16 protein-coding genes are annotated in these 15,640 nt (G+C 72.1%); 6 read left to right on the top strand and 10 right to left on the bottom strand.

From position 1 onward, the window contains the following. Nucleotides 1–12 precede the first annotated feature (12 nt). A complete protein-coding gene (locus tag J2N69_RS09495) occupies nt 13–225 on the bottom strand; it encodes a hypothetical protein (RefSeq protein WP_330166805.1) in 213 nt (70 codons plus the stop codon). A gap of 67 nt (nt 226–292) precedes the next feature. Between J2N69_RS09495 and J2N69_RS09490 the strand changes: the two genes are divergently transcribed. Continuing rightward, nucleotides 293–667: a peptide deformylase gene (locus tag J2N69_RS09490; RefSeq protein ID WP_230900334.1), complete on the top strand. Its 375-nt coding sequence runs from the start codon at nt 293–295 to the stop codon at nt 665–667. A 260-nt stretch (nt 668–927) separates the two neighbouring features. On the opposite strand, the gene glnA is transcribed toward J2N69_RS09490, so the two are convergent. Next, nucleotides 928–2,337 (bottom strand): type I glutamate--ammonia ligase, encoded by a 1,410-nt coding sequence (gene glnA / locus J2N69_RS09485; protein ID WP_127909747.1) that lies wholly within the window; start codon nt 2,335–2,337, stop codon nt 928–930. A 249-nt stretch (nt 2,338–2,586) separates the two neighbouring features. On the opposite strand from glnA, the gene J2N69_RS09480 reads away from it, so the two are divergent. Continuing rightward, nucleotides 2,587–3,054, top strand: coding sequence for an RDD family protein (locus J2N69_RS09480; protein WP_230900333.1), 468 nt, complete (start codon nt 2,587–2,589; stop codon nt 3,052–3,054). Between the two features lie 103 nt (nt 3,055–3,157). Here J2N69_RS09480 and J2N69_RS09475 read toward each other — a convergent pair whose 3' ends face one another. The 4 genes from J2N69_RS09475 to lipB form a co-directional block, all read right to left on the bottom strand. Further along, nucleotides 3,158–3,865 carry a DUF4191 domain-containing protein gene (locus tag J2N69_RS09475; RefSeq protein WP_205039247.1) on the bottom strand — a complete coding sequence of 236 codons (708 nt, stop codon included), beginning with the start codon at nt 3,863–3,865 and terminating at the stop codon, nt 3,158–3,160. A 30-nt stretch (nt 3,866–3,895) separates the two neighbouring features. Further along, on the bottom strand, nt 3,896–4,099 hold the full coding sequence (locus J2N69_RS09470; protein WP_127912954.1) for an SCO2195 family GlnR-regulated protein: 204 nt from the start codon (nt 4,097–4,099) through the stop codon (nt 3,896–3,898). A gap of 310 nt (nt 4,100–4,409) precedes the next feature. Then, a complete protein-coding gene (locus tag J2N69_RS09465; RefSeq protein ID WP_230900332.1) occupies nt 4,410–5,375 on the bottom strand; it encodes a lipoyl synthase in 966 nt (321 codons plus the stop codon). 112 nt (nt 5,376–5,487) lie between these two features. Next, a complete protein-coding gene (gene lipB / locus J2N69_RS09460; protein ID WP_230900331.1) occupies nt 5,488–6,309 on the bottom strand; it encodes a lipoyl(octanoyl) transferase LipB in 822 nt (273 codons plus the stop codon). 219 nt (nt 6,310–6,528) lie between these two features. Between lipB and J2N69_RS09455 the strand changes: the two genes are divergently transcribed. Further along, nucleotides 6,529–7,974: a regulator gene (locus J2N69_RS09455; protein ID WP_230900330.1), complete on the top strand. Its 1,446-nt coding sequence runs from the start codon at nt 6,529–6,531 to the stop codon at nt 7,972–7,974. Between the two features lie 81 nt (nt 7,975–8,055). Here J2N69_RS09455 and J2N69_RS09450 read toward each other — a convergent pair whose 3' ends face one another. Together J2N69_RS09450 and J2N69_RS09445 are read right to left on the bottom strand one after the other, a co-directional pair. After that, nucleotides 8,056–9,456, bottom strand: a complete 1,401-nt coding sequence (locus tag J2N69_RS09450) for an FAD-dependent oxidoreductase (protein ID WP_230900329.1) — start codon at nt 9,454–9,456, stop codon at nt 8,056–8,058. Nucleotides 9,457–9,622: 166 nt separating this feature from the next. Beyond that, a complete protein-coding gene (locus tag J2N69_RS09445; protein WP_230900328.1) occupies nt 9,623–10,573 on the bottom strand; it encodes a TIGR01777 family oxidoreductase in 951 nt (316 codons plus the stop codon). A 106-nt stretch (nt 10,574–10,679) separates the two neighbouring features. Here J2N69_RS09445 and J2N69_RS09440 point away from each other — a divergent pair, with 106 nt between their 5' ends. Beyond that, nucleotides 10,680–11,168, top strand: a complete 489-nt coding sequence (locus J2N69_RS09440; RefSeq protein ID WP_230900327.1) for a GNAT family N-acetyltransferase — start codon at nt 10,680–10,682, stop codon at nt 11,166–11,168. Between the two features lie 112 nt (nt 11,169–11,280). Further along, nucleotides 11,281–12,618 (top strand): PP2C family protein-serine/threonine phosphatase, encoded by a 1,338-nt coding sequence (locus J2N69_RS09435; RefSeq protein WP_330166804.1) that lies wholly within the window; start codon nt 11,281–11,283, stop codon nt 12,616–12,618. 446 nt (nt 12,619–13,064) lie between these two features. Here J2N69_RS09435 and J2N69_RS09430 read toward each other — a convergent pair whose 3' ends face one another. Beyond that, nucleotides 13,065–13,586 carry a DUF4240 domain-containing protein gene (locus J2N69_RS09430; RefSeq protein ID WP_230904650.1) on the bottom strand — a complete coding sequence of 174 codons (522 nt, stop codon included), beginning with the start codon at nt 13,584–13,586 and terminating at the stop codon, nt 13,065–13,067. 134 nt (nt 13,587–13,720) lie between these two features. On the opposite strand from J2N69_RS09430, the gene J2N69_RS09425 reads away from it, so the two are divergent. Further along, nucleotides 13,721–14,668 carry an SDR family oxidoreductase gene (locus J2N69_RS09425; RefSeq protein WP_230900326.1) on the top strand — a complete coding sequence of 316 codons (948 nt, stop codon included), beginning with the start codon at nt 13,721–13,723 and terminating at the stop codon, nt 14,666–14,668. Here J2N69_RS09425 and J2N69_RS09420 read toward each other — a convergent pair. Further along, entirely contained in the window at nt 14,659–15,639 is a 981-nt protein-coding gene (locus tag J2N69_RS09420) for a helix-turn-helix transcriptional regulator (RefSeq protein ID WP_230900325.1), read from the bottom strand. The genes J2N69_RS09425 and J2N69_RS09420 overlap by 10 nt on opposite strands. Between the last annotated feature and the right edge of the window lies 1 nt (nt 15,640).

Raw genomic sequence — 15,640 nt, 5'->3', positions numbered from 1 at the left:
CTACCCCTCTCGTCACGGCGCGCTCAGAGCGGCGATCTCGACCCCCAGCTCCGCCACGCGTGGGTCGCGGCCCAAAGAACCGAACTCGTCGCACAGGGCCTGGAGTCTACGGGCGACATACCCGGACCCGGAGGCTCGGGCCAGGCGGAGAGCCTCTTCGCCGTACGCCAGGACCTGCTCGGCGTCCCGCCGCTTGGCGCCGATGGCAGCCAGGTCGGTGAGCACCGCCGCACGCCGACGGTACGAGTGGCCCGAAAACACCTCAGAAGAGACTCAGTCCACCTCGAGAGAAATGCAGGTGATCGACGTGCGCCCCAACCAGCAGATGCGAGACCTCGGCATCGTCCAACACGGCGCCGGCATCCTCGTCGAACCGGCCCGCGCCTTCGACCTGCCCGCCGAATGCGACGAGGCCGCACGCATCACGGGCGAACTCTTCGCCGCCGTGGAACGGATCGGCCGGGTCCACCCCTTCGCCAAGGGCATGGGCATCGCGGCCCCGCAGCTCGGCATCGGACGTGCTGCCGCCGTCGTCCAGCCGCCCGGTGACGCCCCCGCCGTGGTCCTCTTCAACCCGCGGATCACCGCCCGCTCCGAAGAGGTGGATGAACAGTACGAGGGCTGTCTGAGCTTCTTCGACGTACGCGGCCTCGTACCCGCCCCTTGATGATCACGGTGGAGACGACGGTCTTGGCCGGCGAGACCATCACGACCGCGTACGAACGCGGTCTCGCCCGCCTCGTTCACCCATGAGGTCGACCACCTCAACGGCCTGCTCTACTCCGCCCGCATGCGATCTGGTGTCGAACCGATCCCCGTGGAGGAGTACCGCCAGACAGGCAGCTCATGGGTGTACGACGGCATCTGAGCCTCTTCAGCCGAAAGGGCCGCTACCCCTCCCGGGAGTAGCGGCCCTCACAGTGATGCCTAGATGTCGAAGTACAGCTCGAACTCATGCGGATGCGGCCGCAGCTGGATCGGCGCGATCTCGTTCGTCCGCTTGTAGTCGATCCACGTCTCGATCAGGTCGGACGTGAAGACCCCGCCCGCCTGGAGGTACTCGTTGTCCGCCTCCAGGGCGTCGAGGACCGCGGGGAGGGAGGTCGGGACCTGGGGGACGCCCGCGTGCTCCTCGGGGGCCAGCTCGTAGAGGTCCTTGTCGATCGGCTCGGCCGGCTCGATCTTGTTCTTGACGCCGTCGAGGCCCGCCAGGAGCAGCGCCGAGAACGCCAGGTACGGGTTCGAGGACGGGTCCGGCGCGCGGAACTCGACGCGCTTGGCCTTCGGGTTCGAGCCCGTGATCGGGATGCGCATGGCCGCGGAGCGGTTGCGCTGGGAGTAGACCAGATTGACCGGGGCCTCGAAGCCGGGGACCAGGCGGTGGTAGGAGTTCACCGTGGGGTTGGTGAACGCCAGCAGCGACGGCGCGTGCTTGAGGATGCCGCCGATGTAGTAGCGCGCCGTGTCGGAGAGACCGGCGTAGCCCTGCTCGTCGTAGAAGAGCGGGGTGCCGCCCGACCACAGCGACTGGTGGACGTGCATGCCCGAGCCGTTGTCGCCGAAGATCGGCTTCGGCATGAAGGTCGCGGTCTTGCCGTTGCGCCAGGCGACGTTCTTCACGATGTACTTGAAGAGCATCAGGTCGTCGGCCGCGGCCAGCAGCGTGTTGAACTTGTAGTTGATCTCGGCCTGGCCCGCCGTGCCCACCTCGTGGTGCTGGCGCTCGACCTGGAGGCCGTTCTTGTCCAGCTCCAGGGAGATCTCGGCGCGCAGGTCGGCGAAGTGGTCGACCGGCGGGGCCGGGAAGTAGCCGCCCTTGTAGCGGACCTTGTAGCCGCGGTTGTTCTCGACCGCACCGGTGTTCCAGGCGCCGGCCTCGGAGTCGATGTGGTAGAAGCTCTCGTTCGCCGACGTCTGGAAGCGGACGTTGTCGAAGACGTAGAACTCCGCCTCGGGGCCGAAGTAGGCCGTGTCCGCGATGCCGGTCGAGGCGAGGTACGCCTCCGCCTTCTTCGCGACGTTCCGCGGGTCACGGCTGTACTGCTCGCCGGTGATCGGGTCGTGGATGAAGAAGTTGATGTTGACGGTCTTGTCGCGGCGGAACGGGTCCACGCGCGCCGTCGACAGGTCCGCGCGCAGCGCCATGTCGGACTCGTGGATGGCCTGGAAACCACGGATCGACGAACCGTCGAAGGCCAGCTCCTCGTCCGGGTCGAACGCCGCCGCCGGGATCGTGAAGTGCTGCATGACACCGGGCAGGTCGCAGAAGCGGACGTCGATGAACTTGACGTCCTCGTCCGCGATGTACTTCTTCGCGTCGTCGGCGTTCTGGAACAACATCCAACTCCTCCTACTCCCGCCCGGGGCGGGACGGGGTTGCAGCTCGTGGTGCGGCCAGTGCGGTGGCACACGCTGGGACCCGACCATAGGGACGGGGGATTTCTCAAGCATGACCCATTTGTTTCGCCGAAGTTAACCGGCCCGGCGGTGAATGCCCGGCGGCCGGGACCCGCACCGGCCCCGCCCGCCCCACGTACATCTGACCCGAGCGTCCCCGTACGAAACCGGGCGCAGTACCGTGGACGGGTGGACAACAGGCAAGCAATCGGATCGTGGCTGTCCGGCCCGCGCGCGGCCGCGGAGGACGCCGGAGTCGACTTCGGGTACCGGGGCGAGCAGCTCGGACTGCCGGAGGAGGGGCCGGGATCGATCGCGCGCCCCGGCCGCCGCATCGGCGCCATCGCCGTGGACTGGGGCCAGTGCATGGTGATCGCATACGGTCTGTTCGCCCGCGGTGACCAGCAGGCCATGGGCAACTGGGCCCTCGGCATCTTCTTCGTGATGAGCCTGCTGACCGTCGGCACGGTCGGCTGCACCCCGGGCAAGGCCCTGTTCCGGCTGCGTGTCGTCGCCGAGGGCGGCGGCCGGCTCGGCTTCGGGCGGGTGCTGGCCCGCAGTCTCCTGCTGTGCGTCGCCATTCCCGCCCTGATCTGGGACCGCGACGGCCGCGGCCTCCACGACCGCCTCGCCCGCGCCGTGCAGGTCAGGATCTGACCGGGACGACGGCAACTGACCTACGACTGCCCTACGACGAGGAAGGCCCCGGAACCGACTCGGTTCCGGGGCCTTCCTCGTCGTAGGGCAGAAGAGGGAAGAACTAGCGTGCCTTCGGGCCGCCGCGCGGCATCCGCATGCCCTTGGGCATCGGGCCCTTGGGGAGCGGCATGTTCGACATCAGGTCGCCCATCGCCCGCAGCCGGTCGTTCGTCGCCGTCACCTGCGGGCCCGTGAGCACCCGCGGCAGCTTCAGCAGCGTCGTGCGCAGCTTCTTCAGGGAGACCGTGCCTTCGGTGGTGCCGACGATGACGTCGTGCACCGGGACGTCCGAGACGATGCGCGCCATCTTCCGCTTCTCGGCGGCCAGCAGGCCCTTCACCCGGTTCGGGTTGCCCTCGGCCACCAGGACGATGCCGGCCTTGCCGACGGTGCGGTGCACCACGTCCTGGCTGCGGTTCATCGCGACCGCGGGGGTCGTCGTCCACCCGCGGCCGATCTTGTCGAGCACCGCGGCCGCCGCTCCGGGCTGGCCCTCCATCTGTCCGAAGGCGGCACGCTCGGCCCTGCGTCCGAAGACGATCGCCATCGCGAGGAAGGCGAGCAGGAAGCCGAGAATGCCCAGATAGACCGGGTGACCGATCAAGAAGCCGATCGCGAGGAAGACACCAAAGGTGACGATTCCCACAGCCGCGATGATGAGACCGATTTTGGAGTCGGCCCGTCGGGTCATCTTGTAGGTCAGAGCGATCTGCTTGAGTCGCCCTGGCTCCGCGGCCGCATCCGCCGCGGTGGTTTCCTTCCTCGCCATGTCGTGAAGTCTACGTGGCCCCGGGGCCGACTACGACGTGCGGGTTGCCACGCCGTCCTCGAAGACCCGCAGCGCCTCGACCCGGTCCTTGGCGCGGCGCCGGTCCTCGAGGACGGAAGTCCACGCGTTGCGGCGAGCGGTGCGCTGGCCGCCGCTCATCAACAGGGACTCGACGGCGCGCAGGGCGTCGGTGACGGACGGGATGGCGGTGGCGCGTACGGGCGCGGCCTGCATGATGGGGCCCTCCTGGGGAGCGGCTCGGGGGGGCGAGCGCTATGGGTAAGGGTGGCGCAAATGCTGGGGGTAAGGCTGTACGTGCGGTGACTCCAGGGTCACTGATTGGTGTTACCAGGGCGTGACTGAGTGGTCAAACGCCGATGAAACCTTGACGCCACGCGACGCCCCGCCCCCAAACACTGACGCGGTCCATACGACCCCCTTCACCTGCGGGGATCGCACGAACCGCGTCGTTGCGGGCTGTACCAGTCAGTAGCTCCTTGTGCGCGGATTCACACAGTGCCCGCGCGGCCGTCGTGTGCCGGTCTCACACCGCCTGCGAGGCGACGTACGCCCCGCGCTTCTCGATCGCCATCTGGTACAGGCGGCCGGCGCGGTACGAGGAGCGGACCAGCGGGCCCGACATGACGCCGGAGAAGCCGATCTCCTCGGCCTCCTCCTTCAGCTCCACGAACTCCGCCGGCTTGACCCAGCGCTCCACGGGGTGGTGGCGCGGGGTGGGGCGCAGGTACTGCGTGATCGTGATCAGCTCGCAGCCCGCCTCGTGCAGCGCGTGCAGCGCCTCGCTGATCTCCGCGCGCTCCTCGCCCATGCCGAGGATGAGGTTCGACTTGGTGACCAGGCCGGCCTCGCGGGCCCGCGTGATGACCTCCAGCGAGCGCTCGAAGCGGAAGCCGGGGCGGATGCGCTTGAAGATGCGCGGCACCGTCTCCACGTTGTGCCCGAGGACCTCGGGGCGCGAGGAGAAGACCTCGGCCAGCTGGTCGGGGTCGGCGTTGAAGTCGGGGATGAGCAGCTCGACCTTGGTGTAGCCCTCGGCGCGCTGAGCCGTCATGGCGTGGATCCGGCGCACGGTCTCGGCGTAGAGCCAGGCGCCGCCGTCCTCGAGGTCGTCGCGGGCGACGCCGGTGATCGTGGCGTAGTTCAGGTCCATCGTGACGACGGACTCGCCGACGCGGCGCGGCTCGTCGCGGTCGAGGGCCTGCGGCTTGCCGGTGTCGATCTGGCAGAAGTCACAGCGCCGCGTGCACTGGTCGCCGCCGATGAGGAACGTGGCCTCGCGGTCTTCCCAGCACTCGTAGATGTTCGGACAGCCCGCCTCCTGGCAGACCGTGTGCAGCCCCTCGCTCTTCACGAGTTTCTGCAGGGCGTTGTACTCGGGGCCCATCTTCGCCCGCGTCTTGATCCACTCGGGCTTGCGCTCGATGGGGGTCTGGGCGTTCCGGACCTCCAGGCGCAGCATCTTGCGTCCGTCGGGTGCGACTGCGGACACATCGGCTCCTGTAGCTTCGATTCTTCGGCGTCCACCAGGGTACGCCCGTCATGTCGTGGGGCTTACTTCCCGCCAACCTCTGGCCAACGGGGTGCATTCCCCCTGGGTGTCCCTAGGCCCCGGCGGGCTCGGCCTGCGCCTCCGCCTGCCGCTCCACCACCCGCGGCTTCAGCTCAGCGTTCTCCAGTACGTCCCGCAGGTGCCGCTCGGCGACGGGCAGCACGTCGGCGATGGTGATGTCGCGGTCCAGTTCGTACGCGAGGGAGGTGACGCCCGCGTCGCGGATGCCGCACGGGATGATCCGGTCGAACCAGGTGTTGTCCGGGTTCACGTTCAGCGAGAAGCCGTGCATCGTGACGCCCTTGGCGACGCGGATGCCGATCGCGGCGATCTTGCGGTCCTCGCGGCGCTGGCCCGCGTTGGACGGGGCGTACTCCGGGCCGTTGAACCGGGCGTCGAACTCGTCGTCCGTCAGGCGCGGGTCGAAGTCCAGGGAGAGGCCGCCGAGCGCCGGGCGCCGCTCCACCGGGTCACCGAGGACCCATACGCCGCTGCGGCCCTCGACACGCGAGGTCTCCAGGCCGAACTCCGCACACGTACGGATAAGAGCCTCTTCCAGGCGCCGCACATGTGCTACGACGTCCACCGGGCGCGGCAGCTTCTGGATCGGATAGCCCACCAGCTGACCCGGGCCGTGCCAGGTGATCTTGCCGCCGCGGTCCACGTCGATGACGGGCGTGCCGTCCAGCGGGCGCTCGCTGTCCTCGGTGCGCCGGCCCGCGGTGTACACCGGCGGGTGCTCCACGAGCAGGCAGGTGTCGGGCACCTCGTCGGCGAAGCGGGCCGCGTGCACGCGGCGCTGCTCGTCCCACGCCTCCTGGTACTCCACGGCGTCCGGGCCGAAGCCCATGCGGACGAACCGGAACTCACTCACGGCAGGTGCCTCCCTGAACATTCACCGTGCACATATCGCGCCCCTGCCACTGTACGGGCCACCCGCGCGGGCAACTCGGGCCCGGGTTCCTCACACGATCGGATGAACAGCTGGAGAAGCCGCATCCAGGGGCTGTGATGGCCGTTACATTCGCGCCGTTCACGAGGCCATAAGGGCTGCTCAGAAGGCAGGCCCGGAAGGCAGGAGACCGCACAGCCGATGACGGAACGACCCCCGCAGCGCACTCCCAACCGCCAGCTAGCAGCGCTCATCTCGGAAGCCGGGTTCTCCCATGCGGGCCTCGCGCGCCGCGTCGACCAGCTCGGCCTCGAACACGGCCTCGACCTGCGCTACGACAAGACGTCCGTGACCAGATGGCTGCGCGGCCAGCAGCCCCGAGGAACCACCCCCGCACTGATCGCCGAGGTCTTCACCCGGCGCCTCGGGCGGCGCCTGTCCGCCCAGGACCTGGGCCTCGACGCGTGCGCGCCGGTCTACGCGGGGCTGGAGTTCGCCGCCACGCCCGAGGAAGCCGTCGACATCGTCGGCGGCCTGTGGCGCAAGGACTCCGGCAGCCACGCCGAACTGCGGAAGATCGCGTTCACCCCGGCCGGGCTCGTCGTGCCCAGCAGGGACTGGCTGATCGGCCGGCCCGACGAGCGCGTGGGGCGCGGCGAGACCGACCCGGGCCACGCCCGCGTGCCCGCCCAGGGCCGACCCGGCGTGCCCCGTCGGCGCAGGGAGCCCGACCGCGGCCCCGGGCAGCGCGTCACCAACGGCGACATCGCGGCGCTGCGCTCGGTCGGCGAGCTGTTCCGCGCGCTCGACAACGCCTACGGCGGCGGCCACGCCCGCCAGGCCCTCGTCCGCTACCTGGAGCACGAGGCCGAGCCGATGCTCCGCGGCACCTACGGCGAGCAGGCCGGGCGGCGGCTCTTCGGGGCCGTCGCCGACCTGACCCGCCTCGCGGGCTGGACCTCGTACGACATCGCGGCCCACGGACTCGCCCAGCGGTACTTCGTGCAGGCGCTGCGCCTCTCGCAGGCGGCGGGCGACCGGGCCTACGGCTCCTATGTGCTGGTCACGATGAGCCGCCAGGCCGTCTACCTCGGGCACGGGCGCGAGGCCGTGCAGCTCGCGCGCGTCGCCCAGCAGGGCGTCGGCTCCTCGGCGCCGCCCGTCGTGCAGTCCCTGCTGTACGCCGCCGAGGCGCGCGGGCACGGGGTGCTGGGCGAGGCGCGGGCCTGCACGGCCTCGCTCCAGCGGGCTGAGCGGTCGCTGGCGGCGGCGCGCCCCGGTGACGAGGTGCCGTACTGGGCGCGGTTCTTCGACGAGGCGCAGCTGGCGGACGAGTTCGGGCACTGCTACCGCGACCTCCAGCAGTACCGCGCCGCCGCCCAGCACGCCGAGCGCTCCCTCCAGCTGCGCGCGCCCGGCTTCGCGCGCAGCCGCCTGTTCTGCCGGGTGGTGCTCGCCACCGCGCGACTCGGCCTCGGCGAGCTGGAACAGGCCTGCCAGCTCGGCGCGGAGGCGGCGCAGGGCGCGGCGGAGATGCGGTCGGTCCGGGCCCACGAGTACGTACGCGAGTTCGAGCGCCGCCTTGAGCCATACAGGGACGCGGCGCCGGTGCGGGGGTACCGCGACCGGGTCGCGGCCCTCGGCTGACCGGGCGTCGCGGTGAGCGGGCGGACGCCCCCGCGTGGGGGTGCGGGGGCTTTGCCGGAGGGCGGTTTCGGGGCGGGCCGCTCAGGCCGCGGTCGCCACCGACTCCTCGGCGTGCGCCGGTGTGATGCCGAAGTCGGCGAGTACGGCGTGCGCCGCGCGGCGGCCCGAGTGCAGGGCGCCCTGCACGGTGCTGGTGTCCCGGTGGTCCCCACAGACGTAGAGCCCCGAGAGGAGGCGGACCGGGCGGCGCGGGTCGTGCGGCGGCGGCATCGCGGGCACGGCCTCGCGGGTGTGGTGGACGGCGAGGGGTTCCCAGCGGTCGGTCGGGGCGCCGTACAGCGTGGCGAGGTGCGCGCGGACACTCCGCTCGTCCGGCGGCGGGCCGAGCACCGTGGAGGAGACGAGGACCCGGTCGGCGGGCGCGCGCGAGGGGTCGACGCGGCTGATGACGGACGTGTGGGCGACCGGGCCCGCGCGGTCGGCGTCCAGGAGCAGCGCGGGCCCGTCGAGCGGCGGTTCCGGGGCGGTGTGATGAAACACCGTCAGCTCGTGGAACGCCGGTACGCGCAGGCCGGGCAGCAGCTCGGCGGCGGCGCGGGCGTCGGTGGCGAGCAGCACGGCGCGGCAGGCGATCTCGCCGTGCTCGGCGGTGGTGACGGACGTGGTCGCCACCGAGGTGACGCGCACGCCGGTGCGGACCGTGCCCGGCGGCAGCGTGGCGGCCAGCAGGTCGGGCAGGACCTCCGCGCCGCCCTCCGGCACGCAGAGCCGACCGCGGGCGAAGGCGTGCAGGGCGAGGTCGGCGCACCGGCTCGAGGTGGTCAGGCCGGGGTCGCAGAGCAGGGCGGAGAGCAGCGGACGCAGGAAGCCGTCGATGGTGCGGGAGGGCAGTCCGCGCGCGGACAGGGCGCGGGCCGCCGGGAGTTCGGGGCGGGACAGCAGGCGCTCGACGGGGGTCGCCGCGAGGCGGGCGAGCGCGGCGCCGAGCCGGGCCTGGTCGAGGGGGCCGCCGAGCGGGGTGGCGCCGCGGGGCGCCGTGCCGGGGGCGGAGCGTATGGGCCGCGGTACGCGGGGGGCGCTCGCGAGGGCGCGCGCTGCCGTGAGTGCGCCCCTTGTGCTCCGCCCGTTCCGTCCACTCCGCCTGTTCCGTCCGTGCCGACCACTCCGTCCGGGGAGCGGCTCGGCCGCGCGATGGTGGCGGCCGTCGCTGTGCACGAGCAGGCCGGGTGCGAAGGGACGCAGGACGAGGGCGTCCAGCCCCGGCGTGCGGCGCAGTTCCGGGTACGAGGTGGAGAGCAGCTGCCCGATCCTGTCGAGCCGGAAGCCGTCGACCTTCTCGGTCGACATACGGCCGCCGACGTAAGGGGCGGCCTCCAGGACAACGGTCGTTACACCGGCGCTGGTCAGCCGATGCGCGGCCGAGAGCCCCGCGGCCCCGGCCCCCACGATGACGACATCCGCATGGTGCGCTGGCTCTAGCACGTGCCCCTCCCAGAGGTTGCGCGGGCTGGTGGGAAGCTGATGCCCCCGGCGAGGCTCCGGAATCCCGGCGGTTTCGGGACGAGGGTAGGAGCGGGCCGGGCCGACGGCAGTCGCGCATGCCCCCGGGCACGGTCGCACGCCGGTCGCACACGTCAGAACCTCCGTTCTATTTTGGTGCCGCGCCCCCGTCTTGCTCCAGCGCCGCCCGAAGCGTCTCCTCGATGCCGGGATACCTGAACGTGAAGCCGGACTCCAGCAGGCGCCTCGGCAGCACCCGCTGACTGGCCAGGACGTCGCCGGCCATCTCGCCGAGCACCAGCCGCAGCGCCGGTGCCGGTGCCGTGAGCAGCGTCGGGCGCTTCAGCACCCGTCCCATCGCGGCCGTCACCTCGGCGTTGGTGAGGGGCTCGGGCGCCGTCAAGTTGACCGGGCCCGCCAACGACTCCGTGTCGAGGAGATGGCGCAGCGCGGCGACCTCGTCGTACAGGGAGATGTAGCTCCAGTACTGCCTGCCGTTGCCGAGGGGGCCGCCGAGGCCCGCCTTGAAGAGCGGGAACAGGCGCGCCCAGGCGCCGCCCTCGCGCGCCACCACCAGGCCGGTGCGGGCCAGGACCGTGCGGATGCCCGCCCGTTCGGCGGCCGCGGTGGCCGCCTCCCACTCCACGCACAGGGACGGCAGGAAGCCCTCCCCGGCGGGGGCGCTCTCGTCCACCGCGCGGCGGCCGGTGTCCCCGTAGTAGCCGATCGCACTGGCGTTCAGGAAGACCCGTGGCGGTACGTCGAGCGCGGCCGCCGCGGCGGCGAGGGTGCCGGTGCCCAGGACCCGGCTGTCGCGCAGCTCCCGCTTGTAGGCATCCGTCCAGCGGTGGTCGCCGATGCCCGCGCCCGCGAGGTTGACGACCGCCGTGCAGCCCGTGAGGCCCACCGCGTCGACGTACCCCTCCTCGGGGTCCCACCGCACCTCGCCCTTGCCGCGGGGCGCCCTGCGCACCAGCCGGACCACCTCGTGCCCGTCCGCGGCGAGGGAGCGGGTGAGCGCGGTGCCGACGAGCCCGGAGGCACCGGCGACGGCCACCCTTGACGACTGCGGGGAACGCTGCGGCTGTGTGGGTTCCATAGGTCCATCCTGCCTCTGAACGGCGTGCCGGGGCCTGTCACGGACCGGGTGGCGGCTGCCGGGGACGGCCCGGTGGGCGGCGCCGGTCCCGCCGTACAGTGGCGCCATGACGGACATGCACATACGTACCGCGCTGCCCGAGGACGACGCCACCCTCGCCCGTCTCGACCGCGCCCTGTGGTCCACCCTGCACGCGGTGCAGCCTCGTCCCGAGCCTCCCTACGAGCCCTTCTTCAACGACCGGTTCGGCCCCCACGACCACCTCGTCGCCGAACTGGCCGGGCGGCTCGTCGGCTATGTGAAGCTCGGGTACCCGACCCCGCTGCTCACCAACGCCCACGTCCGCCAGATCCAGGGCTTGGCCGTCGCCGAGGACGTACGTGGCAGGGGGATCGGCCGCCGGCTGATCCGGGCGGCCGTCGACGAGGCGCGCCGGCAGGGCGCGGTCCGCATCACGCTGCGCGTGCTCGGGCACAACACACCGGCCCGCAGGCTCTACGAAGCGGAGGGCTTCGAGATCGAGGGCGTACTGCCGGGCGAGTTCCTGCTGGACGGCGTGTTCGTGGACGACGTGCTGATGGGCCGCCCGCTGTGACCTGCCAGACCCCGTCACAGTGACCCGAGGGACCCCGCACGGACTGCCGGACCCCGCACCCGACGGACCGGCCCGGCGTGCGGTGTCGTGGTGCGCGTAGGAGCGTGAACAGATGATCAGGGCTGCGGCCAGACGACGCGACGCGGAGCAGAACGACTGGTTACTGCGCGGTACCCCGCCCCCGCCATGGCTGCGGTGGCCCCCGCCGCTGCTCCTGGTCGCGGCCGCCCTCCTCCAGTGGATCACCCCCGAGACGGTGGACCTGACCTTCCTGGTCGCGGCGGCCCCGCCGCTGGCCGCCCTGTCGTACGGGCCCGCCGCCACCGCGCTGCTCGGCGGGACGGTGATCATGCTGCTCGCGCTGCCGGACGTCGGGCTCGGCCGTCCCGGCAACAGGGACGAGCTGACCATCGCCTTCATCGCCCTGCTCAGCGTGGTCTTCGCCTGGGTGCGCAGCCGCCGCGAGGCCCAGCTCGTCACGGTCCGCACGGTCGCCGAGGCGGCCCAGTTCGCGGTCCTGCCGCCACTGCCGGAACGCGTGGGGCGGGTGCGGTTCGCGGGCCTCTACCAGGCGGCGCAGCACGAGTCGCTGGTCGGCGGCGACTTCTTCGACGTACGCAGGGGGCCGGGGAGCGTGCGGGCCCTCATCGGCGATGTACGGGGGCACGGGCTCGCCGCCGTCGGCACGGTCGCCGCACTGCTCGGCGCCTTTCGCGAGGCGGTCCTCGACCAGCCCGACCTGAAGGGCGTCGCGGCCCGCCTCGACCGCAGGCTCGTGGTCGACTCGGAGGACGACGAAAACGCCGAGCTGTTCGCCACGGCCGTGCTGCTGGAGTTCCCCGACGACTCCTCCGTCGTCCGCGTCGTCTCCTGCGGCCATCCGCCGCCCCTGCTGCTGCGCGGAGCCGAGGTCACCGAGCTGCCGGTGTCGTCGAGCCCACCGCTCGGCCTCGGCATCGCGGGGCTGGCCCCGCCCGAACAGCTGACGGTGCCGCTGCTCGCCGGCGACCGGCTGTTCGGCCTGACCGACGGGGTGAGCGAGGCGCGCGACGCGTCCGGCACGTTCTATCCCCTGGCGGACCGGATCAGCGCGATGGTGAAGGCGGACCCGACCGTCCTGGACGACCCGGCCGACCTCACGGAGCGGGTGTGGTCGGACGTGCTGCGCTACGCGGGCACGGTACGGGACGACGTGACGATGATGGTGTTCGCACCGGAGGAGGAGCCTCTGGGGGCGGGGGAGCGGGTTCCGGGGGCGGGGGAGCTGCCGGGGGTGGCCGGGCAGCCTCCGGGGCTGACCGAGCAGCCTCCGGGGCCGGAAGAGCGGCCTTCAGGACCGCAGGAGCCTCCATGGCCGAAGGAGCAGCCTCCCGGGCCGGACGAGCAGACATCGGGGTCGGACGAGCAGACCCCGGGATCGAGGGAGCGGCCTTCGGGGCCGAAGGGGTAGCCTCCCGGGCCGGACGAGCAGACATCGGGGTCGGACAAGCCTCCGGGATCGAGGGAGCGGCCTTCGGGGCCGAAGGGGTAGCCTCCCGGGCCGGACGAGCAGACACCGAGACCGGACGAGCAGCCTCAGGGATCGAGGGAGCAGCCTCCCGGGCCGGACCAGCAGACACCGGGGCCCGACTAGCAGTCTCCGGGACCGAAGGAGCGGCCTCCGGGACGGGACCAGCGGACCCTGGTACCGGACCAGCAGACCCCGGGACCGGACTATCAGACCCGGGGCCGGACCAGCAGCCTCCGGGGCTGGACGAGCAGACCCCGGGACCGGACCGGCCGCCTCCAGGACCGGACCTGAGACCCGGGCCCACCAGCCCCCCGACCCCCGGTTCACCACGCGCCCCGAGGCGCGGATCGGCGGCGGCACACACTGCCGCGCCGCACGGCCCCGGCTCAGTCGGTCATGAAGCGGCCCCACAGCTTCGGGTAGCGGCGCTCCATCGACGCGTCGTCCTCGAAGTCGACGGGCGTGCCCGCCGGTTCGGGCGGCGCGGGCAGGATGCCGAGGTCCGGGGCGACGAGGCCGGTGAGCTGTTCGTACGCCTCCTCCGCGGCGTACCCCAGCTCCTCGCCGTCGCCGTCCAGCTCCTCGTCGAAGTCGTCCAGGAGGTCGGCGAGCGCGTCCGGGTCGTGCAGCGCGCCTTCGAAGACCTCCCGGCCCTGACCGATCAGCCAGCACCGGAAGAAGTCGAAGGCGTCGTCGCTCGCGCCGCCGAGCAGCACCCAGGCGGCGCCCCACAGGTCCCAGCGGTAGGCACGGTTGTAGCGGGCCTCGAAGTGGCGGGCGAAGTCGAGGACGGACTCGGGGTCGTACCCCAGCAGTCTCTCGACGAGCAGCTCGGCGTGGTCCTCGGGGTCGCCGCTGGCGGCCTCGCGGGTGCTGTCCACGATCTCCCAGAACTCCGTCTCGTCCATCACGGGTCCAGCATCGGGCCTCGGGAGTGGGGGCGCATGCGGAGTACGCCGGAATGCGGCTGTCTCGTTATGCGCGCACATGCCCATGGAAAAACCGACAGGAGTTGTCGCCTTTTGGTGGAAGCTTCAGGGGCATGGAGACCACACAGCACACAGGCGGCCCCGCACAGCCCCTGACCGGCAAGATCGCCCTCGTCGCCGGTGCCACCCGAGGCGCGGGCCGCGCCATGGCCGTGGAACTGGGCCGCGCCGGAGCCACCGTCTACGTCACGGGACGCACCACGCGCGAGCGCACCAGCGAGGTCGGCCGCGACACCGAGACCATCGAGGAGACCGCCGAGCTGGTCGACGCCGCGGGCGGCACGGGCATCGCCGTACCCACCGACCACCTGGAACCCGCCCAGGTCGAGGCCCTCGTCGAGCGGATCGACCGCGAACAGGGCCGTCTGGACATCCTCGTCAACGACATCTGGGGCGGCGACCTCCACGTCGAGTGGGACAAGAGGATGTGGGAGCACGACCTCGACAAGGGGCTGCGCATCCTGCGCCTCGGCATCGAGACGCACATCATCACCAGCCGGTACGCGCTGCCGCTGCTCGTCAAGAACCCCGGCGGCCTGGTCGTCGAGGTCACCGACGGCACCGCCGAGTACAACGACGCCCACTACCGCAAGCCCTTCTACTACGACCTCGCCAAGGCCGCCCCGCTGCGCATGGCCCACGGTCTCGCCGAGGAGGTCAAGGAGTACGGCTGCACGGCGCTCTGCCTCACCCCCGGCTGGCTGCGCTCCGAAGCCATGCTCGACACGTACTTCAAGGTGACCGAGGAGAACTGGCGGGCGGGCTGTAAGCAGAACCCCCACTTCGCGATCTCCGAGACGCCCGCCTTCGTCGGCCGGGCGCTCGTCGCCCTCGCCGCCGACCCCGACGTGGCACGCCACAACGGCGCCTCGCTCTCCAGCGGCGGCCTCGCCAAGGAGTACGGCTTCACGGACGTCGACGGCTCCGCGCCCGACGCCTGGCGGTACATCGCGGAGGTCGACCAGGAGAGCGACACGGCGGACGTCACCGGCTACCGGTAGAGCGCCGCCGAGCGGGCCGCCGCTTCGGCGAACCGGGCGCGCAGCGCGGCGGGTTCCAGCACCTCCGCCTCCGGGCCGAGCGCCATCAGCTGCGTGTACGCCACGTCCTCGTTCTCGACGGGCAGGGTGACCGTCACCCTGCCCGACGCGTCGGGCTCACCGGCGCTCTCCATGGCCTCCCGCGCCACCGCCCGGTCGGTGGCGTACGGCAGCTGCCGCACACCCGCCCCGGTGAGCCGCACCACGACCTCCGCCCGCAGGATCGCCCGCGCGAACTGCGCCGCCCGCTCCTCCCAGAAGCCGGGCAGGTCGAACGCCTCTTCCCGTACGAAGCGGTCCTCGCCGACGGCGACCGCGGTGAACCGGTCGATGCGGTACACGCGGTACGGCCCCGAGCCGGGGGAGTCGGGCACCCGCGCGCACAAGTACCAGACGCCCGCCTTGAGCACGAGCCCGTACGGCTCCAACTCCCGCTCCACCTCGGCCTCCTCGCGGCGGTAGCGGGCGGTGATCCGCCGGTCGTCCCAGACCGCGTCCGCGACGGCAGGCAGCAGCTCGGGCGCGGGCGCCTCCTTGAACCAGCCCGGCGCGTCCAGATGGAACCGCTGCGAGGCACTGCGCGGCGCGTCCCGCAGCGAAGGCATGAGCGCCGCCGACACCTTCAGGCGGGCCGCCGAGGCCGCGTCCTCCAGGCCCATCTCCCGCAGCGCGCCCGGCACCCCGGAGAGGAACAGCGCCTCGGCCTCGCTGCGGCCCAGCCCGGTGAGCCGCGTGCGGTAGCCGCCGATGAGCCGGTAGCCGCCGGTCCGCCCCCGGTCGGCGTAGACGGGCACGCCCGCCTCCGACAGGGCCTGCGCGTCCCGCGTGACGGTCCGCTCCGACACCTCCAGCTCGGCGGCCAGCTCGGCGGCGGTCATGGAGGGCCGGGACTGGAGCAGGAGCACCATCTTGATGAGGCGGGCAGCGCGCATG

Source organism: Streptomyces huasconensis, assembly GCF_021028635.1.
GTDB lineage: Bacteria > Actinomycetota > Actinomycetes > Streptomycetales > Streptomycetaceae > Streptomyces > Streptomyces huasconensis.
Note: the sequence above shows the minus strand (reverse complement) of the source record. Positions and strands in the feature narration are given on the sequence as shown.